The organism is Paenibacillus sp. FSL R10-2771 (assembly GCF_038000205.1).
Lineage (GTDB): Bacteria > Bacillota > Bacilli > Paenibacillales > Paenibacillaceae > Paenibacillus_AQ > Paenibacillus_AQ phytohabitans.
The window spans coordinates 455,312-476,640 of record NZ_JBBOBM010000001.1 but is presented as its reverse complement, the minus strand read 5'-3'; the positions used below and the strand labels follow the sequence as shown (position 1 = coordinate 476,640).

Genomic DNA, 21,329 nt, shown 5'->3' with positions numbered 1-21,329 from the left:
GGATAAGTAAGCTAAGCCTGCTTAGAAATTCTGCCGGCCGAGGTTCCGGCCTCCGCAAGAATATACTTCTGGATCACTTCCGCGATCCCGTCATTATTGTTCGTAGCCACAACAGCATCGGCTTCCTGCTTAACGGTCTCCTGGGCATTGCCCATCGCTACTCCGAATCCGGCCTGCTGGATGGCCGCCAGATCATTCAGACTGTCGCCGACGGCCACAACCTGGGACATGTTAATGCCAAGCAGCTTGCAGACTTCCAGAATGCCGGATGCCTTGTTGACGCCAAGCGGATTAATCTCCAGATTGAACGGCGAGGAATTGGTGATCTCCAGCCCGCCCAGCTCCTGCAGACGCATCAGAAGTTTATGGCGGATATCATTATCCTCGGTAGAATAACCGAACTTCAGCCATTCCCTGCTGTCAATTTCGCCGTCCCAGGTGTCGCGGTTGTATACTTCATCCACGGAATATGCCCAGAACCAGATATCGAACTCTTCGGCAATCTTATGCATCTGTTTGACCAGTTCCACATCCATCAGGGACCGGCGGTACAGTTCTCCCGGTGCGCGCCAGACTTCACTTCCGTTTACCATAATCATCGGGGTCTCGAGGCCAAGCTGCACGGCATAAGGCATCGCACTCCGGGACGAACGTCCGGTAGACAGGCAGACATGTACGCCGGCATTCATCGCTTTTTTGATCCATTCCACCGTTTTGGGGGTGATTTTCTGTTCATCATTCAGTAGGGTTCCATCCATATCCAATGCAAGCAGGCGGTATTTGGCAATCATTTGCCACCCCTCCATTCTTGTATGTCTCCCGGTCGGGAGCAGCTGAGTATTTGTCAATCAGGCTACGGCGGTTCGTCAATTTGTGTTTACGGCATCTCCGTTGGCCGGATCTGCAGTTTTTACATTTTTCTTCGGGTTGCCATCCAGCCCGTACTCCCAGTCATACGCATCGAATATTTTACGCGCGACCGGCGCGGCACTGTTGGAACCAAACCCGCCTTCAGGGATGACCACAGCAACTGCTAACTTAGGATTATTACGCGGGGCAAAAGCAATAAATACCCCATTATCACGCAATTCACCTTTCCCCAGCTGCTGGGAGGTACCTGTCTTACGGGCAAAATCATAAGGGAAATCCGTAAATGCAGTAACCTTACTGTTCATGCCCTGTTTGATTTCTCTCCAGAAGGACGGGTCAAAGGTCGTTACTTCATCCAGCACCTCGCGCTCAAACTTTTTGACCACATTGCCTTCAGAGTCGGTGATCTTGCTGACCAGCTGCGGCTTGATGCGCACACCTTCATTGGCAAGCGTGGAAGCATACTGTGCCAGCTGCAGTACCGTATAACGGCCCTGCTGCCCGAAGGAGGCATAGACCAGTGCGGCTTGCGCACTGCCCGCTGCCTTGATATCGGTATAGTTAATCTGTCCCAGATACTCATTGGGAAGCCCGCTCTGTGTGGAGACACCGAGGCCGAACTCCTTCATATACTTATCCCAAACTTCAATCCCCTTGCCCTTATATTGCTCATAAAGCTTCTTGCCGACCATATCCACCATGAATACGTTGGAGGAATCCTCAATCGCTTTGGCCGGGTCCATCGAACCGTAGACATGTCCGGAGGAATTGCGCACGGAGGATTTGTCATCCTTACCGAAATAAGCGATCCCTTTATCATTGTACCGGTAAGAGGTGCTGAAGAATCCTTCGTTCAAGCCCACAAGCACACTCAGCGGCTTAATGGTTGAACCCAGTAATACGGTAGAACCGAATCCATGGCCGGACATCCCCGAAGAATACGGAGTAATCGTCCCATTCTGATAGTTACCCATAATTTTATTCCAAGTATCGGAATCCAGCTTCTCCGCCGTCCAGACATTGGTATCATAATCCGGCATACTGGCCATGGCAACAATATTGCCTGTATCCACTTCCATGGCTACGGCATAACCCGTGAGTGCATCGGGGTGGGTTTTGCCCTGGACGGCATGACTGTGCAGCCAGCTGATCTGCTCCGTAATGGCCTCTTCCGTCTTGAGCTGGACGTTCTTATTAATCGTCATCCAGACATCATTACCCTTGACCGGCGGTACAACCTCTTCAACCTTCTCGGCCATATTCTGCGGATTCACTGAAATGACCTGATAACCATTCTTGCCGCGCAGCTCCCGCTGATATTGCAGCTCCAGACCGTCAAAGCCGACAAACTCATCATCCTTATAGTTCAGGCCGGGATCGGCATCGATCTTCTTCATTGCGTTCTGGATGTTCTTATAAATATTAAGTGTACTGGACGATTTGAAGGGCTTGATATACCCGACTGTCTGCACAGCAACCGTGTCCTTGTCATAATGCCGCACGCCTTCTTCAACAATCTCAAGACCGGGGAACTCGCTTTTATGCTCCATGAAATAAGCAACTTCCTGGGTGGTAAGACCGGATTTGATCTTGCGTGCCATATAACCCGAATATTTCTTGAAATATAAATCCAATGAAGTAATTACATTATTCACCGTCAGCTTCTCGCCGTCCGGATCACCATGTTTATCGAATTCCTCGACCAGCCGGGTTGCCAGCGCATAGGCGTTAGCTCTCGATTCCGGCTTCAGTGCACTGATTCCGGTTTCCTTATCCACGGCTTTGGCCGTATATTCCTTCGTCAGGGTGATATACAGCGATTGAACGGAGGTCGAATAGGCAATCTCTTCTCCTCCGGCTGCGCGAATCGCACCACGGATGGACGCGAGCGGTACACTTTTGGTATCCCGGCTGGTCTCCACCTCGGTCAGCTTAGGTCCTTCCACAAACTGCACAACAGCCAGACGGATAATAATTACGCAAAAGATTACAAACGTGCTGAAGAAAAACACGTTGAGCCGCAGGCCAAGCGAACTCTTGCTGTCCTTCTCGTCCGGGGGAGAGGCCTGCTTTCGGAAAACACTCACAGTTTTTCACTCCTCTACATCTCAAGTGGAAACGGCTTGGCTGCCCTTGATAAGGACAGCACCGTTTCAGCGGGAAAAATAATATAAACCTCTTAGTTCACAGTTGACTCTTGTTTCTGCTCTACTGGCGGAAGATTTTTTTGGGGGACTCCATCGAGCCCGTATTCTGAGTCATAGGCTTCAAATATTTTGCGGGCCACCGGTGCAGCACTGTTCGATCCAAAGCCGCCTTCCGGAATAATCACCGCTACAGCAAGCTTGGGATGCTCGCGCGGAGCATAAGCAATGAAGACTCCGTTGTCACGGACCGCACCGTACGCATCCATTTCAGAGGTCCCTGTCTTGCGGGCAAAGTCATACGGGAATCCGTCAAACACCTTAACCGACGTGTTCATCCCCTGCTTGATCTCCTTCCAGTACGAAGGATCAAACGTAATTTTGTCCAGAACTTCCCGTCCGAATTCCTTGACCGTATGGCCTCCGGCATCTGTAATCCTGCTGACCAGCTGCGGCTTGATCCGTTCCCCTTCATTGGCAAGCGTCGCTGTATATTGGGCAAGCTGCAGTGCGGTATACTTGCCTTTCTGACCGAAGGAGGCAAAGACTAACGCCGCCTGGACAGAACCCGCTTGCTTCGTGTTGATATAATCGGCAACTCCGGCACTCTCACCCGGCAGTCCACTCTGTGTCGAAACCCCAAGTCCGAAGGCCTTCATATACTTGTCCCATACCGCGATTCCTTCACTCTGATACTTCTTATAGAGCGCATTGCCGACCCAGTCTACCATAAAAGCATTGGATGACTCCTGGATCGCCTTGGCCGGATCAAGCGGCCCCAGGACGTGCCCTGAGGAATTGCTTACAGAGGAACTGTCATCCTTGCCGAAATACGCGATTCCCTTGTCCGTATACGTATCGGTGGTGGTGAATAAGCCTTCATTGAGACCAATTAACACACTTAACGGTTTGATTGTGGAACCCAGGAAAATCAAGGACTTCAGCCCATTGCCTGAGAAGCCGGAGATATTCTCATTAATCGTCCCGTTCTGGTAATTATCCTTGATCTTATCGTATACTTCCGGCAGCAGCTTCTCGGCATTCCAGACATTCGTATCATAGTCCGGCATACTGGCCATCGCTACTACATTGCCTGTATCTACTTCCATCGCAACCGCATACCCGGTTAGGGCATCCGGATGATATTTGCCTTGGACCGGATTGGTATGCAGCCAGCGGATCTGATCCATAATGGCCTGCTCTGTCTTCATTTGCACGTTTTTATTGATCGTCATCCAGATATCGTTGCCCTTGACAGGCGGAACCGATGCAATGACTTCCTCAGCCATGTTCTGCGGATTAACGGAGAGGGTCTGATAACCGTTCTTGCCTCTAAGCTCGCGCTGATATTGCTGTTCGAGACCATAGATGCCGACAAATTCATCTTCCCTGTAAGTCAGGCCGGGATCAGCACCCGTTTGTTTCATGGCATTACGGATATTCTTGTATATATTATAGTCCTCTGTAGAACGGAACAGCTTCATATAGCCTACCGTCTGAACTGCCACTGTATCCTTGTCATAATGGCGGACGCTTTCTTCCACAACAGCTACCCCAGGATAGCTTTCCTTGTTCTCCATGAAATGAGCGATTTCCTTCACCGTCAGCCCCGTCTTGATTTTGCGCGGGACATAACCAAGCGATTTCTTATAATCAAGATCCAGCAGAGCAAGGATATCCTCCTGCGAGAGCTTTTTGGCGGAAGGATCACCATATTCATTAAAAACTGACGTGAGCCGCGCCACCAGTGACTTCGTCCTTGCCTTGGCTTGAGCAGTGAAGTCGTATACTCCGGTGTCCTTATTCTTGGCTTTGGCTGTATATTCTTTGGTTAAAGTGATATATAACGACTGAATGGATGTGGAATAGGCAAGTTTCTCACCGCCGGCAGCATGAATAATTCCCCGGATCGCCGCAAGCGGCACATCCTTGGTCTCCCGGCTGGCCTCGACCTCAGTAAGCTCAGGACTCTCCACAAACTGCAGCCCTGCAAGGCGGATAATAATAATGCAGAAAATAAAAAAAGTGCCGAAGAAAAACAGATTTATGCGTAAACTCAGGTAGTTTCGGGCAGAACCTCCATCCGGGCGGGAGCCCGGCTTACCGAACCATCTCACAGCATGTCCTCTCCTTGTATGTTATGCAAAACCGTATATCCGGCAGTCCACAGGCAGAGCTCTTCTTACACGCTGTTATTGTACCATAGATGGAGGAGCTCCCGCTTCTTGTCAGAGGATGTTTTCCTTGATATGCGTTGAATCAAAATCCTTGGTATTGAACCAGTTACCGCTGCTGGCCCAGGTAGAATCCAGCGGAATCCAGGCTTCCCTGCTGCTGATATAGACCTCATTCCAGGCATGGGGACCATAACCGCCCTGCCCGTCATAGCCTCTGCCGGTTACAACCCGCACCTGAAGGCCCTGCGAACGGGCCATCATGGCATAGAGACGGGCATAATCTATACATACTCCCAGCCGGGTATCAAAGGTATCCTGCGGGGTCTGCTCATGCCAGATCCGTTTCTGCTCATAGTTCTCTGCCTTGGTATAGTCATAGGTGATGCGTGAGCCGATCCAATCATAGAGCAGCTTGGCCTTCTCTTCATCCCCGTCAGCCTGTCCGGCAACATCTGCGGCTGCACCAGCGATGTCCGCGGAGATATCATGGTCGATCACTTCATATTTGCGCCGCAGAATATCATTCATCTCGGCGGCTACCGCCTTGGTCAGCACCGGAAGCTTCCCCCGGACCTGTTCACCGGCCAGCGGCTCAAATACCGCTGCCGCACTCTGGCTGTAGATCGGCGAGGACTCCACATAGCGGCTGAAGCCGCTGTCCGGATTCAGCCCTACGCCGATGTAGAGCGCGAAGACCAGGACAAGTGCGCGGGCAAGCCCTGCGGCGAAGCCTAGAACGGCTCCGCTTAAGCGGCTGGCCCCCGTGATCTTCCCTCCCGGCCTTGACGAAAACCGCGGCAGGCGGAAAGGCAGCAGCAGGAACAGCAGACCCAGCATTAGGCGGATCAGACTGTAGGACAGGAGCAGCAGGAGCAGGAACCGCACAAGCGGCGAGTTCGCCAGCACCGATACGGCTGTATAATACACCTGCTGCCACTGGCTCAGCCGGATGTCAGGCAGAACAACGCCTGATGCCCACTCCCCGGCTAGTGGCGAGAGGTATACAGCAGCCGGAACCGCCATGATCAGGGCCGCGATCGCCATTATTCCGGAGCCGAGCAGTCCGAACAGCCCTCCGGCCGCCCTTTTGAAGCCCCGGCCCCATCCCTGCAGTACGGAGAACAGCACGACCACCAGCAGGACGATCGAGATGATATTGGCTTCACTAAGACTATCTAACCAGCTGTTCAGCATCTCTCTCGCTCCTCCTTCTGCGGCCAGCCTGCCCAAAGTTCAGCTGCACTTTTATTTGCCAGCCTGTTTCCGGGCTTCATCGATAAATGTTTTGGTGGTATCCGTTACACTCCACTTTCCAAGACTGACCCCGCGGAAGATTACTTCAACCTTATCCTCTGCGGCGGAGCCCTTCACTTCCAGGTTTGGAGTAGTGATCGTAAAAGTGCCATCACCGCCGGAGGTATACACCGCATCCTGCGCTTCCTTAAGCATGACTTCCTGCGCTTCGTTCTTCAGTGTGCTGACCGTCCCGTCCGCCACTTTGTTAACAGCATTACCTATCTGATCCATGGTCACCCCGCTGTAGATGAACAGGCCTGCAACGATAATGATAACAATTGCCCATTTCAATACAGTCTTAACGAGATTAATTACTGCAAACAGCAGGACAAGCGCAATAACGATAACAAGCCAATTCTCTCTGATAAATTGTGACCACACTGCCGGATCCATCAATTTCACAACACCCCTATCGCAAATTTCGCCACTCCGGGACTCCTGTCCCGTCAGACATATCATTAATAATAATTATTATACATGAATACCTCTTATAATTCATGGTTCCCGGGCTGCAGAAGCGCATACAGAGTCTGGCCAAGAAAATGGTATAAGCCCCCTCCGGTGCACGTAAAGTACAAGTAGGCCGTTTCTTCCAAGTGAATTCCGTTCCATTACTCATCGGCTGGCCACCAATCTGGAGGTGTTACCCGTGAAAACCGCGCTGTGGCTGTATCTGTTTCTGTTCCTTGCCTTCTTTGACCTGCATGCCCAGTATCCCATTCTGACGCCGTTTGCCATGTCTTTGGGAGCTGGGCCGGCCTTTATCGGCTGGATGATGGGGATGTATTCGCTGACCCACCTCCCCGGCAACCTGCTGGCCGGTGTACTGGTTGACCGCAACGGCAGCCGCCGTTACATCGTCTTTGCCCTTACAGCAGCCGGACTAATCCTGCTGCTCCAGGCTCATGCGCAGCTGCCCTGGCATCTGCTGCTGCTGCGCGCAGCAAGCGGCTTCGCGTTGGCCTTCCTCTCGCCTGCCTGCATGACCCTGCTGGCCTCCCTCTCCTCTGACCCGGCTACCCAGGGCAAGTACATGTCAGGCCACGGAATCATCCACACGCTGGCCTCTGTGGTCTCACCGGCGGCCGGTGCGTTCATCGTGGCCAAGGCCGGCTATTCCGGTACCTTCAGCACGCTGGGCTGGCTGCTCATCCTGACAGGTGTGATGGCCTTCTTCAGTGTCCCGAAGCATTCTCCTGCGCTGGCTGTACACAAACCCGCTCTGCCGCTGCCGCAGGAGAAAGCGGCGAATCCGCTGTCAGCCGTTATTCCAGTCTCTAAGCGCTACTATCTGCTGCCTTTTTTCGTATCCTGCTCCCAAGGGGTACTCTTCTTTGAACTTCCGCTGTCTCAAGGAAGCGGCGGAATGATTTCGACCGGAATTCTGCTGTCGCTGCTCAGCCTCGGGGCACTACTAACCCTCAGCCTGTTCTTCCTGAACCGGCTGGCCCCTGGCATCCGCATTGCTGCCGCCCTGCTGGGAATGGCGATCTGCTTCTTCACTCTGGCCGCCTTCCGCAGCATCCCGGCGGGAGTCGTTCTGTTCATGCTGGGCGCAGCCAAAGGTGTGTTATTCCCGGCCATGGCTTCCCTGTTCATCAGTCTGGGCGGTGCAGGCCGGATGGGACGTACCTTCTCGCTGCAATCCATTGCTATGTCGCTCGGGGCATTTGCCGGGCCGGTAGCCGCCGGACAGCTGCGGGACTATGTCTCCCCTTACTTCATTGCCTTCGTGTTGCTGATGACAGCCCTTCTGCTGCTCCCCCCCGGAAGATCCGGCAGTCCCGCTGCTTATTCTCCGGGCTTGAACGGCCATGCCGCCTGATTCCAGCCGCATTCGCCAGCAATCACCCGCATTTTTTCTGCCGGGTGATTGTTTGTTTGATGACGTTTGTTTTTACGACATTTCCCGGGGAATGAATACATATTGCTCTTTGAACTGTTAAAATTGGCGAAGCTTAGGTACAATATCGTCATAACCAACTACGATCCGGGAGTGAGCACCTATGTCCATTACCATTATTGTCGAAGGCAAGAATGACCGCAGCCGGCTGAGACGGCTGCTCGCGCCGGAGGTCGACATTCTGTGCACTTTCGGCACCTTGAACACACTCAAGCTGGAATCCCTGCGCCGCACTGTCGGTGATGGAGAAGTATACCTGTATATGGACAATGACAGCTCCGGCAAAAAAATCCGCGGCGTACTGCGCGATGCCTTTCCCGATGCGGTGCATATGTATACCCGGCGGGGTTATGCCGGTGTCGAAGGCACTCCTGACGAGTACAGCATCACCCAGCTTGAAAAAGCCGGGCTTGAGGAATATATTCTCTATCCGCAGCCGTTCAGCAACAACTAGCTGGCTTCGGTCTATAGTCAACACCAAAAACGCCTTGCCGGTCCCTCCTTAATTGGAAGGAGTCCGGCAAGGCGTTTGGTTTATTCGGGCAAATCTATTCACGGGCCAGCTTCTTAACCGATTCGGCCAGAAACTCCGGAGTCACATTCTCCGTATCCCCGGCATCATATAATCCCCGGAGGCGGTTGGTCCGGTCTACCAGACCAATAAGGTTGGCATGGGCAAAATCATCCTTACTGTTACCGTAGATCAGAACCTTGAATGATTCAGCCGCCAGCTTGCGCACTTGCTCCTGATCCCCGCGCAGGAAATACCAGCCGTTATAATCGGCATGAAACTTGTCGCCAAATGCCCTGATCGCTTCACGTGTGTCGTTCTCCGGGTCAAAGGAAATGGAGACAAATTCAATATCCTTGCCGAAGCTGCCATCCTTCACCAGCAGATCCTGTGTCTGTGACAGCATGTAAGTAGTAATAGGGCACACATCCGGGCATTCGGTGAAGAAGAAATAGACCAGCCTTGCTTTGCCTGCCGTATCCGCAAGGCTCACCTGCTGTCCATCCACATTCTCCAGAGAGAAGTCCTGTACCTCCCCGATGACCGGCAGCTTCTTGTCTCCGAAGCTAAGCGAATTCACTACCAGATAGACGGCCATAATTACCGCCGCCAGCAGCATCAGCCAGGTCCATTTATAGCGTTTCAAGGTCTGCACAGGACCCCTCCCCATTCATCATAAGAATCCGTACTTCCACCGCGTGTATCTAAAATTTAACCGTGGATCGTATTCAATACCAGCACAATCAGACTTATGGTCAGATAGTTAATGGAGAAGAAGAAATTTTTCTTGGCCCAGGCATCATCATCCTTCGCCTTAAATCCGATTAAGGTTAAATAGAGCCAGGCCAGCGACAAAGCTGACGATACGATCAGATAAAATATTCCTGCATAGTCATACATGTACATCAGTACAGGGATAGGCAGCAGCAGTGCCACATAAGGGATCATCTGGAACTTGGTGCGGCGCGTCCCTTTGACCACTGGAAGCAGCGGGAACCCTGCGGCCCTGTACTCCTCTTTGCGGCGGATACCAAGTGCCCAGAAGTGGGGCGGCTGCCACAGGAAGAGCATGGCGAACAGCAGCCAGGCACCAAGGTCTACGGTTCCGGTAACAGCCACATAACCGATTACAGGCGGCATGGCACCGGAGATGGCTCCCACGGAAGTGCTCCAGGTAGATGTTCTTTTGAGCCAAAGGGTATACACTACAACATATACGAACATGCCGACGATGCCAAACAGTCCAGCCAGTACTCCGCAAAAAGCAAACAGCACAGCCAGGCCGGCAATACCCAGCCCAATGCCGTACAGCAGCACTGTCTGAGGCTTCAGCCTGCCTGTAGGCAAGCCCCGCTCACGGGTTCTTTCCATCTTCATATCCAGATCCCGGTCGAAATAATTATTGAATACACAGGCCGAGGCCATAACCAGCATAGTGCCTAGCAGGGTAAGGATTAAGCGCCCATACTGTACATCCCAGCCTGAAGCTACCCAGTAGCCTGCAAAAGCAGCGATCAGATTGGAACGGATAATACCGGGTTTCGTCACCGTAATGAAGTCGCGCCAGCTTGCACCTTCCGGTGGAGACTTGGCAGACATTGATGCGGAATCGGAAGAAGCTTGATATCTCAATTGATTGTCCACGTATGGTGTTCCTCCTTCTAAGGGACTTCTTAACGTTCCGCCGGAGCCTTAGTAACCGTTCGGCTGCATCTGGATAATATTACTCGCTCCGCTATTAACTTTATCATAGCAAACTGGGAAAGACTTTGACAATCATTGACCATGATGTTCATCAATTCGACAATTACGTGACAATATTTATTTCCTCCCCCCTAAATAACTGGACGCTAAATTGGGTAGTTATTAATAGAGAACTTCCGTACAAAGGAGATCTGACCAATGGATACCGCTACACATTTTGTTATGGGACTGGGACTCGCCGGTCTGTCGTTCGTTGATCCTTCAGTCGCCGCGAATGGGACACTTGCCGGTGCCGTAATGGTCGCTACTGTACTCGCTTCTCAGGCACCGGATGCTGATACTGCGCTGCGGCTGAAGGACAACGCAGTTTATATCCGCAATCACAGGGGAATCACCCATTCCCTGCCCTTTTTACTGTTATGGCCGGCTCTGATCACAGTGGTCATAGGTCCGGTCTTCGGATTAACGGATCTCCATGCCTTAAGCCATATTGCGCTTTGGAGCTTCATCGGCGTTGCCATCCATGTGTTCTCGGATCTGTTCAACACCTATGGGACCCAGGCGGCACGCCCGTTCACCGAGAAATGGATTGCCTGGAATATTATCCACATCTTCGACCCGTTCATCTTCGGCAGCCATGCGGCAGCGATCATTCTCTGGATCAGCGGGATTGTGCCTCCGGCACCCTTGTTCATTACCCTATACGCAAGCATCGTCTTGTATTACATCTGGCGGACGCTCGTACATGCGCGTATCACACGTAACATCAAGAACAAGGATGTGCACCATAATGCTGGTGACCGGTACTTTGTCATCCCTACGATTTCGCCTACACGCTGGAACGTGGTCAAAGCCAAGCCGGATGGCAGCTACAACGTCGGACTGCTGAACAACGGCAAGCTGGAATGGTTCAAGCATGCGGTGTGCTCCACTCACCCCGCGGTTGAACATTCGAAATCCCATCCGGATATTCAGGCTTTTCTGTATTTTACCTCTTACGCTGTCGCCGAGGTCGAAGAGCTGCCCTCTGGTTATATTGTACGCTGGGGGGATGTTCGTTATTTACACCGTAAGCAATTCCCGTTCGTTGCAGTACTGGTCATGGACAACCAGTATCATCCGCTGAATACTTATGTAGGCTGGCTCAGCAGTGAGAAGCTCGACGAGCGCTTCGCCATTGATCCGGGGACAGTTAAGACATAGCAGCGTAAACAAGGCATATCATGTAGATGGATGGCATCCGCCCATGCGGATGCCATCTTTTTAATTTATACGGGCAATGAGTTGAAGTTCACCCTCTTTACGAATTGTTGTATGAAATACAGCAATTCCCCCGCTTAAGCGGCTATGAAGGAGGAGAATGCTGCCTTTTGTGCAACAATTTTTGATTAGAGGCGATTTAATAAAGAAAATGTTGTATTCTGTGCAGGATTCCGTCATTGGACCTTTACTGGTTCTAAAATTGCAGCAGGTTAAATCTTCCTGAGGTCTAATACTCTTGCCGCCTCTTGACGCCCCGGACCGCATAAGGCACAATCACAATAAAGCGGTTACAGTATATACTTCATGATATGAATTGAAAATCCCGGGGTGCAGAAAGCACTCCGGGACTCACTCCACCGCTATTGCAGCAGAAAGGAAGGCTGGAACATATGGGTAAAGGTCTGTCACTGTGGTTCGCCTGCTCTTCAATTCTCATACTTACGGCAGCTTCCATTTCAATCAGCTATAACATCTGGCTGGCGCTGCTGCTCGGCGCCCTGTGCGTGCTCAATATCGGCTGGGGCTTCATCATCAAAGCCCGGCTGAGACGCAAGGCCGAGCGCAAGCTGCCCTCCTCTTAACGGTAAGGCAGGAAGCCCATCCGTTCCTTCACGCCTTCCAGTGTCCGGGCAGCACTGCTGCGCGCGCTTTCGGCACCTTGAGCCAGAATATCGCCCAGTGTGCCTGAGCTGCGGATCTCATGGTATCTCTGCTGGATGGGTTCAAGCAGGGCGACGATTACTTCGCCAAGCTCTTTTTTGAAGCCGCCATACATTTGCCCTTCATACTTGTCTGCTATCTGCTGGAGGCTCATTCCCGAGCATTCGGCATAGATACTCATCAGGTTGCTGATCTCAGGCTTATTGGCCGGATCAAATACCACTTCGCGTCCTGAATCCGTGGTTGCGCGGCTGATCTTTTTGCGGATGACATCCGGCGGATCCAGCAGACCGATTCTGCTGCCGGCATTTGGGTCGCTTTTGCTCATTTTTTTGGTCCCGTCATCCAGAGACATAATCCGCGCCCCGACTTCAGGAATATACGGCTCAGGAATGGTGAAGAAATCACCGAACCGGTGATTGAAGCGCCCCGCCAAGTCGCGGGTCAGCTCCAGATGCTGCTTCTGGTCTTCACCCACCGGTACCAGATCGGCGTTGTAGACCAGGATATCTGCAGCCATCAGCGATGGATATACGAATAATCCGGCTCCTACGGATTCTTTGCCTGCCGATTTATCCTTAAACTGCGTCATCCGTTCCAGCTCACCCATAGCAGTCAGTGTCGTCAGAATCCATCCCAGCTCAGCATGCTGAGGCACGTGGGACTGCATGTAGACATGGGAGATGGCAGGATCAATGCCTGCAGCCAGATACAATGCAGCTACCGATTCCGAATTCTCACGAAGGGCAGCGGGGTCTTGGGCAACCGTAATGGCATGCAGATCCACCACCATGAAGTAACATTCATATTCCCTTTGAAGCTTGACGAAATTCTTGATCGCTCCGATATAATTTCCGAGCGTGAGCGAACCGCTGGGCTGAATCCCCGATAATACTTTTTTAGCCATGATCTTTATCCTCCATCATCTGTTTATTCCGTTTGCGTCAGGACGCAAAAAGGCCCCACATCCGCAAGGGACGTGAGACCGTGGTACCACCCTTATTCGCTGCTCCTAAGTTATCCCTGAAGGACAGGCAAGCAGCCTTTGCTTCCGTTAACGGGGAAGAGCCGGCCGGTCTACTGAAGGCTTATGCAGCCTGTTCGATCGCGGCGCTCAAGGGTCCATTCGGTCAGAGGTGCACCACCGGTTCACATCAGCCACCGGCTTTCTGAAGGTACAGTCCATGCTTACTTGTCCCTGTCATCACGTTGTTGTCATTCATTGTTGCCTTCATCATAGAGCGTGCCGGAGAAGTTGTCAAATCTCTAACCACCGCCGAATAAATCTGGTATGATAAGGATATTCGTGTATGATCTGATTACAGTTTATCAAAGGAGCATATCTCTTATGAAACAGGTGACCAAAGGGCAGTGGAACGGTTATGATACGTACATTTTGCATAGCCGTGAGCTGGAAGTCACGCTTTTGCCCCGGCTGGGGAACAATGTAATTTCCTTATGGGACCGCAAGGAGGAGCGGCAAATCCTGCGCCAGCCTGATGAAAGCGACTTGGCTTTTTATATTCAGAAACCTTATCACTTCGGTATTCCGCTTCTGGTACCGCCCGGCCGTATCCGAAACGGGCAGTTCGCGTTCGATGGCACCAGCTACCAGTTCGACCGGAATTCAGGCGATCATCATATTCACGGCCTGCACCGTACCCAAGCCTGGTGTGTCAGCGATATTGAAGAAGACGAGGAAGGCTGCGCGGTAACAACCGAATTCACAACTACGGATGATCCGGAGTGGATCAGGCAATTTCCCGAGCCGCTGAAGCTTGAGATGACATTCCGCCTGCAGGGGCCTGACCTGGTGCAGACACTCAAGGTTACCCATCTGTGCGGCAGTCGCATTCCATTTGGTATAGGCTATCATACATGGTTTATGCTTGACGGCGCCCCTGAGCGCTGGAGCATAACTCTCCCTGTGCAAAGCGTTTATGAGCTAAATAATGAACTCCTGCCTAGCGGACATTTATTACCGCTCGGTGAACTCGATAGTCTTAACAGCCATATGAATCTCCAAGGCAAGAATCTGGATACGGCCCTGAGGATGGATGATCATCAGCCTGCCGAAGCGTTACTGATGCGCGATGACGGCTACGGACTGCGTTATTCGGTGGACAAGGAACAATTCCGCCATTGGGTCCTCTATACCAAAGGAGAGGCTGACCAGTTCCTCTGCATTGAACCGCTCACCTGGCTTCCGGATGCGCCGAATCTTCAGCAGGATGCTTCCTTCACCGGAATGGTCACGCTTGAACCAGGCCAGATACTCGTGTTCGGCAGCAGCTTGCAGATGATTTATCCCGGCGGGTAAATTTCATATAATTACCAGCCTCTAAACCTTCGAAATTCGTGCATGAATTCTCCCCCTAGCGCTCATACTATCTTCACAACGGGCGAAGGAGGTGAACAAACATGGGTCAAGCAGGTCAACAAGGTCGTGGTAGCCGTTCTAACAACCTGGTCGTTCCTCAAGCGAATGCAGCGCTGCAGCAGTTGAAATATGAAGCAGCACAAGAGCTTGGAGTAACTATCCCGGCTGACGGTTATTATGGGAACTACACTTCCCGCGAAACCGGTTCTTTGGGAGGATACATCACCAAACGTCTGGTGCAACTGGCAGAGCAACAACTGTCCGGTCGTTCGTAGTAGCAGCCTTATCATAAGTATCCGGCCAAGCGCATAGCTTAGGCCGAGCAGCTTCACAGCCCTCCCGCGCTTCTCGTCGAAGCGCAGGGGGGCTTTTTATATGGGCATACCAAAGATTTATATAATCGGGTAATCAGCCAAAGGATTGGTCAGAGACATCGCCATGGTTACTGCGGGGGTAGCGGATCATCAGGTTGGCCATATTGTAATTAGACTCCAGTGTCGCATCCACAACCACCATCCCCTGGCGGACGGCAAATTCATAGCTGATCTCGCCATGAGTCCAGCGCTTCTTGTACTTCAGGCTCTCCAGAGCCATCACCCGGAAAGAAGATTGCTGACCCGCAGTCAATCCTTCCTGCTCCGCTGCATAGCTCCCGCTGCGCCCGGCAAGCGGATTATGGCGGATGCCGAACTTGCCGATGACGTTATTTCTGATTTGCACAAATACGATACCGGAAGTCAATCCTGACAATTCTTCCTGCAGTTCCTTAAACACCAGATCGATTTGTCTTGCCAGCGATAGTTGTTCCGTCCTCAACATACATATCCTCCTAGAAGTTTTGTGGGTGATACAAATTCCATGATTCAGCTTCACAAACACGTTTCGTAAGCTATGGCTTAAGTTTTGTGTGGGCAAAAATACAGAGTAGTAAAATATCAGCCTAACAGCCCTTATATAAGGCTTTAGGCACATTATAGGTCACTAATTAAACGCATACAACATTATTCAACATAATTGGGTTATTATCCCTAGGAATGCGCAAATTTCTTAATACTATTAGCTAAATCCATCCTTATATCGCCCTTTTTCGACAAAAACGCTACTAAAAAAGCCCCTGTATCCAGGGGCTTTGCGTATTCATACCATATTCTACAGCTATTGTTTTACTGCAAAAAAATCAATTCGCCTTATTTCCGACAAATTCTTAGGCCAGATGCGCTGTCATTTCCAGGAATTCATTAATATCTGCAGCAATCAAATCTGCGGCCCCCTGCCAGAAGTCCGGCTTGGACAAGTCCACGCCAAGATGCTTCGACACCAGATTCTCCAGTGTCATGACTCCGGTATCCTTCAGCAGGCTGTCATATTTATCAGCAAAGGATGCGCCTTCCTGCAACGCAAGCCGGTACAGTCCGGTACTGAACATATATCCGACGGTGTAAGGGAAGTTGTAGAACGGCACATCCGTGATATAGAAATGAAGCTTGGAGGCCCAGAAATGCGGGTGGTACTCTGAGAGCACACCGCAGAAGGCTTCTTTCTGCGCTTCTTCCATCAGGGCAGACAGTTCTTCCGCATTCACCAGACCCTCTTTGCGTTTCTCGTAGAAGCGGGTCTCAAACAGGAAGCGGGCGTGAATATTCATGAAGAACGCTACGCTGTTCTGAATCTTCGCTTCAAGCAGCGCCAGCTTCTCCTCAGCATTGCCTGCGGATTTCACCTGTGCATCAGCCACTATGACTTCAGCGAAGGTTGAGGCCGTCTCAGCCACGTTCATGGCATAGTTCTGGTTGAACAGAGGCTGGTCATCCAGCAGGAACGAATGATAGGCGTGACCGAGCTCATGCGCAAGTGTCGATACATTGGACGGAGTACCGCTGTAGGTCATAAAGATGCGCGATTCTTTGCTCTCCGGGAATGATACGCAGAATCCCCCGGGGCGTTTGGCCGCACGGTCTTCGACCTCAATCCAGTCATTGTCAAAAGCATGTTCGGCAAAGTCCGCCAGCTTCGGACTGAATTTGCGGAACTGGGTAACAATGTCGGCTGCCGCTTGTTCATAAGGGATTTTGCCGGAGGACTTGCCGACAGGCGCTTCCACATCAACCCAGGCCAGGGATTCCAGGCCAAGAAGCTTCGCCTTGCGCTGCAGGTAGGACACAATCGCAGGCTTGTTCTTCGTAATAACCTCCCACATCACATCGAGCGATTCCCGCGTCATACGGTTAATGCCAAGCGGCTCCTTCAGCACATCCTCCCAGCCCCGGCCTTTGTACAGCTTCAGGCGGAATCCCGCCAGATGGTTAAGGGTATCAGCACAATAATCAGCAGCGCCGGCCCAGGCCTCTTCCCATTTGCGGAACATGGTGCTGCGGACCTCAGGGTCCTCGTCATCCAGCTTGTTGAAGGCTTGGCCGGCAGACAGCAGCTTCAGGCCTTCTTCATCCTCAAAAGGAATCTGGACCCGGCTCACGATCGTTTCGTAATGCTCGCTCCAGCCATGGTATCCGTCAACTGCCAGTTCAAGCGCAAGGCTCTCAAGCTCCGGACTCATCTTCTCACGGGCCTGATCACGGCTCTCGCTGAGCACGAAGCTCAGCGGGGCAATCTCCGGCCGGGCCATCCATTCAGCCCATACCCCGTCCAGAGTCTGGCGCAGCACATTGTCGAATGCAGAGCTGACGCCCTCGAATCCGGCCCGCATGCCAGTTACCTTGGACGACAGCCTTACAGCCCCTTTGTCCTGCTGATTCTGGGCTCCCAGACAGCCGGTGAATTCTGCAGCCTGCGTGAGGCGTCCGGCACAGCTCTGCAGCAGTTCGATCACACCGTCCAGCGACTCCGTAGAAGCAGCATCGGTTGGCGCAACTGCCGCAGCGACCTGCCGGCGCAAGCTCTCAATGTCTTCTTCCAGATGGTTCAAAAAACTCTCAAACTGGGGGGAAGCCGAACCTCCAGGGAAAATGGATTCCAGTTCCCAGGTCAATGATAAAGGCTGTTTCATGTATTCTCACCATTCCTTTGTTCATATTGGTTTTCTTTGTATTTGTGCTGCAGCCATGGTAAAGTGAATTACGATAGTCCACCAATGTTAAGGAGGCCACCCTTGTGAAGCCACTGCAAATTTCGCCGGAAACGGCCATTACGTTATCCAAACAACTCGGAGTTCCGCTGGAACACCTGATGCATATGCCTCAACATATCCTGCTGCAAAAAATCGCCGAATTATCCAAGAAAGCAAGTACAGAGCAGGACAAGGAATGATTCCCTTTAGCCATACCTGGCCTTATGATATTATTCTGGGAGACATGTACGTACAATATTGCCCGTTCTGCGACCAGGAGAATGTTCTTCTGCCTATGAAGCCCAAAGAGCTGCAAATCGTGCGTGACGGCAAAAAAAAGCTGCTGGTCTTCCCCTGCTGCAGTGCCAGCCCCACGGTCATCGACAATGACGGGGACTATCTGCTGTTCGACCGGGCTGTCCGCTAAGCAGCGGAAGACAGTGCCCCGCTTCCGTCACCAAATACAGGCGTATGAGGAGTTTTCTCTTCTACGCCTTTTTGGTGTCCGGATGACTGCGGACCGACATTCAAAATCCAAGTACGGTTCTCTATGTAGCCGACGGAAGGCCGTCCGGATCAATCTCTTCTCCGCGCATCTGCTCCCGCAGAATGGCCCACTGTTCACGTGAAGCGCGGATCATAGCCGCATCTGTAATTCTCTGGTCATTAATCACACGGGAAAACCACCTTACAGCCACAGTGAACTCGCCGACACGGCGGTTAAGCTCCCCGATCAGATACATCAGACGGGCATCATTTCCTCCCGAGGAATCATTCTCGAACACCTTCACATACTCATCAAGCGAGTAACGCAAGAAACGCTGTTCCTGTACCGTATCCCCTTGATAGCGGTATAGCCAGGCAATATGATGCAGCAGACTTGCAATGATCCGTTCCTTGTCCTTGATGCTTTGTGCGCAGATCAGAGCCAGCTTGTAAGTCTCCAGAGCTACCTCCCAGCTGCGCTTGTCCCCGAAGTCTCGGGTTACCCAGCGTCTGCCCACCTGCGCTTCAAAAGATTTGCGCTGCCATTCCACCAGTTTGTCTGCTGAATTCTCCGTGGATGCGAAGCCGCACTTCGGACAGACACGTACAACATAATAGTCAGGATTCTCATCCTTGTAATACGAGCAGAAATCAGCATCACGGCGGATGGCTTTTTTGAGACTGGGACGTACTCTGGATGTTGAAAATTCATGTTCGCAGTTGCAGCATACAACCTTAATTGAATACAGGGGTATTAATTCCGGCAAAATGCCCTCATCCTTTCACAGCAGCTCTTATTCATGGGGCATATTGACAAAATGATGCGCAGGACCCGCCAGCCGGCTGAGTACGAACGAACGCAGGGGCTCTTCCACACCGGTCTCTTCAAGTGCGGCCTTCATGCAGTTCAGCCAGTCATCCGCCCGTTCCGGAGTGATGGGAATATGCATATGCCTGGCTCTCATCATGGGATGGCCGTGCTGCTCCGAATAAAGGGCAGGACCACCAAAAAACTGGCTTAGAAACTGATATTGCTTCTCCAGTACAGGAGTAATATCTTCAGGAAATAACGGACTTAGCTGCGGGTGGAGCTGTACCTTGGAGTAGAACACTTCCACCAGACGGTGAACTCCCTCGGCACCTCCCAGGTTGTCAAACAGACTCTCATTCGAATTCATTGGAGGCTTCAGCCTTCTTCCCTGTTAATATGACAAGCAGTTATTTTATTATACCAAAAAATAAGCTACACAGTTATCCCTGCCTTAAGACATGCATCCTAAGGGAAAAAACACAAAAAAAGGCGCCAAACCTAAGTTCAGCGCTCGTTAACTACTGTAGTCAGTAGGTTCTAAATTCTTCATCACCAGGCGGGACAAGAGAGACCCGGATTACATATACAAAAGCACAAACAAGAACTCCGGCAACTACACTCATCACCATCACTCCATCCCTTAAATCAATCTTGATCAGATGTGCATTAATTAATTTTATAATATCATAATTCCGGTGAAAAAGCACCGGTAAATGTAACCGCTTTCCGCGTTATTTTTGTGCTTTTTGTCCCACTTCCGGCATACAACTAAGCATAGAATTGGAGGTGCCATCAATGTCACTGAACAAAATTGCCGGCCCGCTGCTCGGTATCCTGCTGGCGGGCTGCATGCTGCTGATGCTGATCCATCCGTCCAGCTCTCTGGATGCGGCACTTCGCGGGCTGGCTGTCTGGTGGGACGTGCTGTTTCCTTCACTGTTCCCCTTCTTCGTCATTTCTGAAATCATGCTGGGCTTTGGCATCGTCCACCTCTTCGGGGCGCTGCTTGATCCGCTTATGCGCCCGCTCTTCAATATACCCGGCAGCGGCGGATTCGTGGCTGCCATGGGATATGTGTCAGGATATCCCGTCGGGGCCAAATTAACCGCCAAGCTGCGGGAGCAGGGAATGATCAGCAAGGTGGAGGGGGAACGGCTTGTGGCCTTCACCACCTCCTCAGACCCTATTTTCCTGCTTGGCGCCGTGTCCGTCGGGTTCTTCCATGATGCCTCCCTTGGGCTTATCCTCGCCCTTGCCCATTACGGGGGCGGATTCATCGTTGGACTGCTGATGTCATTTCATGGCCGCAGCAGACACGTGGACTCCGGGACAGCTCCCTCTCTCCCCGCAGCGCCCTCATCTGCAGCCCCGCCAGGACCAAGCTACGGCAGACTGCGCACCGCGATGAATGCCATGGCTGAGGCCCGCCGTAAAGACGGCCGAAGTCTCGGCGAACTGCTGAGGAACGCCATCCAGTCCTCGCTGCAGCTTATTATTGTCGTTGGGGGCCTGGTAGTATTCTTCAATGTGCTGATGGAGCTGCTTGCCCGCGCCGGAATTATGTCCATGCTGTTCAGTTCCACCGGCAGGCTGCTGTCCCTGGCCGGATTCCCGCCGGGGCTCTCGGCCGCTCTGGTCAGCGGGTTATTCGAGGTGACACTCGGGGCCCGCTCGGCCGGAGAAGCGGCAGCAGGAATTCCGCTGCAGTTCAAGGTGGCCGCTGCAGCGTTCATCCTCTCCTGGGGAGGATTATCCGTTCACGCCCAGGTAGCCAGTATACTGAATGGCACCGGACTGCGTTACCTTCCCTTTATGGCCGCACGGTTAGTGCATGCCCTGCTCTCTGCCGGGCTTGTTCTTCTGCTCTGGAAGCCGGTGGTCAGCTCAGGAATGGCCGGACAGTGGGGGGCGCTGCCCGTTGCCTCCGGCCTGGCTTCACCGGATTCGGCCCTGATCAGCAGCATCAGCCTGCTCTGCCTGCTGCTGGCCTGTATGCTTGTGCTGTCGCTGCTGATGCTGCTGGCGGGCAGGCTGCGGCGTTTTTAACTCATTCAAATATT

21 protein-coding genes and 1 other annotated feature are annotated in these 21,329 nt (G+C 52.1%); of the genes, 9 read left to right on the top strand and 12 right to left on the bottom strand.

Annotated features, from left to right (window positions below):
* Positions 1 to 11: 11 nt before the first annotated feature.
* The 5 genes from NSU14_RS02125 to NSU14_RS02105 all read right to left on the bottom strand — a co-directional run bounded on the left by NSU14_RS02125 (position 12) and on the right by NSU14_RS02105 (position 6,880).
* On the bottom strand, positions 12 to 791 hold the full coding sequence (locus NSU14_RS02125) for a Cof-type HAD-IIB family hydrolase (RefSeq protein ID WP_076248166.1): 780 nt from the start codon (positions 789 to 791) through the stop codon (positions 12 to 14).
* 75 nt (positions 792 to 866) lie between these two features.
* On the bottom strand, positions 867 to 2,957 hold the full coding sequence (locus NSU14_RS02120) for a peptidoglycan D,D-transpeptidase FtsI family protein (RefSeq protein WP_042139832.1): 2,091 nt from the start codon (positions 2,955 to 2,957) through the stop codon (positions 867 to 869).
* 92 nt (positions 2,958 to 3,049) lie between these two features.
* Complete coding sequence (locus NSU14_RS02115; protein WP_340942467.1) at positions 3,050 to 5,131, bottom strand: peptidoglycan D,D-transpeptidase FtsI family protein; 2,082 nt, start codon at positions 5,129 to 5,131, stop codon at positions 3,050 to 3,052.
* 111 nt (positions 5,132 to 5,242) lie between these two features.
* The gene (locus NSU14_RS02110; RefSeq protein WP_340942465.1) at positions 5,243 to 6,385 is read right to left on the bottom strand and encodes a transglutaminase domain-containing protein; all 1,143 of its coding nucleotides are present in this window, start codon (positions 6,383 to 6,385) and stop codon (positions 5,243 to 5,245) included.
* A 51-nt stretch (positions 6,386 to 6,436) separates the two neighbouring features.
* Complete coding sequence (locus NSU14_RS02105) at positions 6,437 to 6,880, bottom strand: hypothetical protein (protein ID WP_042139835.1); 444 nt, start codon at positions 6,878 to 6,880, stop codon at positions 6,437 to 6,439.
* 256 nt (positions 6,881 to 7,136) lie between these two features.
* Between NSU14_RS02105 and NSU14_RS02100 the strand changes: the two genes are divergently transcribed.
* Together NSU14_RS02100 and NSU14_RS02095 are read left to right on the top strand one after the other, a co-directional pair.
* Positions 7,137 to 8,312 (top strand): MFS transporter, encoded by a 1,176-nt coding sequence (locus NSU14_RS02100; RefSeq protein ID WP_042139836.1) that lies wholly within the window; start codon positions 7,137 to 7,139, stop codon positions 8,310 to 8,312.
* 181 nt (positions 8,313 to 8,493) lie between these two features.
* Complete coding sequence (locus NSU14_RS02095) at positions 8,494 to 8,844, top strand: DNA primase (protein ID WP_039307212.1); 351 nt, start codon at positions 8,494 to 8,496, stop codon at positions 8,842 to 8,844.
* A 94-nt stretch (positions 8,845 to 8,938) separates the two neighbouring features.
* On the opposite strand, the gene NSU14_RS02090 is transcribed toward NSU14_RS02095, so the two are convergent.
* Both NSU14_RS02090 and cyoE read right to left on the bottom strand, forming a co-directional pair.
* A complete protein-coding gene (locus NSU14_RS02090; protein WP_144026206.1) occupies positions 8,939 to 9,556 on the bottom strand; it encodes an SCO family protein in 618 nt (205 codons plus the stop codon).
* Between the two features lie 56 nt (positions 9,557 to 9,612).
* Entirely contained in the window at positions 9,613 to 10,545 is a 933-nt protein-coding gene (gene cyoE, locus NSU14_RS02085; protein WP_042217328.1) for a heme o synthase, read from the bottom strand.
* A gap of 258 nt (positions 10,546 to 10,803) precedes the next feature.
* Between cyoE and NSU14_RS02080 the strand changes: the two genes are divergently transcribed.
* The gene (locus NSU14_RS02080; protein WP_042139837.1) at positions 10,804 to 11,808 is read left to right on the top strand and encodes a metal-dependent hydrolase; all 1,005 of its coding nucleotides are present in this window, start codon (positions 10,804 to 10,806) and stop codon (positions 11,806 to 11,808) included.
* A 449-nt stretch (positions 11,809 to 12,257) separates the two neighbouring features.
* On the top strand, positions 12,258 to 12,449 hold the full coding sequence (locus NSU14_RS02075) for a hypothetical protein (RefSeq protein WP_042139839.1): 192 nt from the start codon (positions 12,258 to 12,260) through the stop codon (positions 12,447 to 12,449).
* Here NSU14_RS02075 and trpS read toward each other — a convergent pair.
* Positions 12,446 to 13,435, bottom strand: a complete 990-nt coding sequence (trpS, locus tag NSU14_RS02070; RefSeq protein WP_042139840.1) for a tryptophan--tRNA ligase — start codon at positions 13,433 to 13,435, stop codon at positions 12,446 to 12,448. The two genes, NSU14_RS02075 and trpS, sit on opposite strands and share 4 nt — an antisense overlap.
* A 63-nt stretch (positions 13,436 to 13,498) precedes the next feature.
* Positions 13,499 to 13,742, bottom strand: a binding site (T-box leader).
* Between the two features lie 134 nt (positions 13,743 to 13,876).
* Here trpS and NSU14_RS02065 point away from each other — a divergent pair.
* Both NSU14_RS02065 and NSU14_RS02060 read left to right on the top strand, forming a co-directional pair.
* Positions 13,877 to 14,848, top strand: coding sequence for an aldose 1-epimerase (locus NSU14_RS02065; protein ID WP_340942458.1), 972 nt, complete (start codon positions 13,877 to 13,879; stop codon positions 14,846 to 14,848).
* Positions 14,849 to 14,949: 101 nt separating this feature from the next.
* A complete protein-coding gene (locus NSU14_RS02060; RefSeq protein ID WP_039307200.1) occupies positions 14,950 to 15,183 on the top strand; it encodes an alpha/beta-type small acid-soluble spore protein in 234 nt (77 codons plus the stop codon).
* A gap of 133 nt (positions 15,184 to 15,316) precedes the next feature.
* Here the strand turns inward: NSU14_RS02060 and NSU14_RS02055 are convergent, their stop codons facing one another.
* Both NSU14_RS02055 and NSU14_RS02050 read right to left on the bottom strand, forming a co-directional pair.
* Positions 15,317 to 15,727, bottom strand: a complete 411-nt coding sequence (locus NSU14_RS02055) for a hypothetical protein (RefSeq protein WP_042139842.1) — start codon at positions 15,725 to 15,727, stop codon at positions 15,317 to 15,319.
* 385 nt (positions 15,728 to 16,112) lie between these two features.
* A complete protein-coding gene (locus NSU14_RS02050) occupies positions 16,113 to 17,912 on the bottom strand; it encodes a M3 family oligoendopeptidase (RefSeq protein WP_042139843.1) in 1,800 nt (599 codons plus the stop codon).
* Between the two features lie 104 nt (positions 17,913 to 18,016).
* On the opposite strand from NSU14_RS02050, the gene NSU14_RS02045 reads away from it, so the two are divergent.
* Positions 18,017 to 18,172: a YycC family protein gene (locus NSU14_RS02045; protein ID WP_076248154.1), complete on the top strand. Its 156-nt coding sequence runs from the start codon at positions 18,017 to 18,019 to the stop codon at positions 18,170 to 18,172.
* Positions 18,169 to 18,399, top strand: a complete 231-nt coding sequence (locus NSU14_RS02040) for a hypothetical protein (protein WP_039307194.1) — start codon at positions 18,169 to 18,171, stop codon at positions 18,397 to 18,399. Before NSU14_RS02045 ends, NSU14_RS02040 begins: the two co-directional genes overlap by 4 nt.
* A gap of 121 nt (positions 18,400 to 18,520) precedes the next feature.
* Here NSU14_RS02040 and NSU14_RS02035 read toward each other — a convergent pair whose 3' ends face one another.
* Together NSU14_RS02035 and NSU14_RS02030 are read right to left on the bottom strand one after the other, a co-directional pair.
* Positions 18,521 to 19,225 (bottom strand): DUF2225 domain-containing protein, encoded by a 705-nt coding sequence (locus NSU14_RS02035; RefSeq protein WP_042139844.1) that lies wholly within the window; start codon positions 19,223 to 19,225, stop codon positions 18,521 to 18,523.
* Positions 19,226 to 19,252: 27 nt separating this feature from the next.
* Entirely contained in the window at positions 19,253 to 19,636 is a 384-nt protein-coding gene (locus NSU14_RS02030) for a globin domain-containing protein (RefSeq protein ID WP_042139845.1), read from the bottom strand.
* Positions 19,637 to 20,064: 428 nt separating this feature from the next.
* Between NSU14_RS02030 and ylbJ the strand changes: the two genes are divergently transcribed.
* Positions 20,065 to 21,315 carry a sporulation integral membrane protein YlbJ gene (gene ylbJ, locus NSU14_RS02025; protein WP_340942455.1) on the top strand — a complete coding sequence of 417 codons (1,251 nt, stop codon included), beginning with the start codon at positions 20,065 to 20,067 and terminating at the stop codon, positions 21,313 to 21,315.
* Positions 21,316 to 21,329 lie beyond the last annotated feature (14 nt).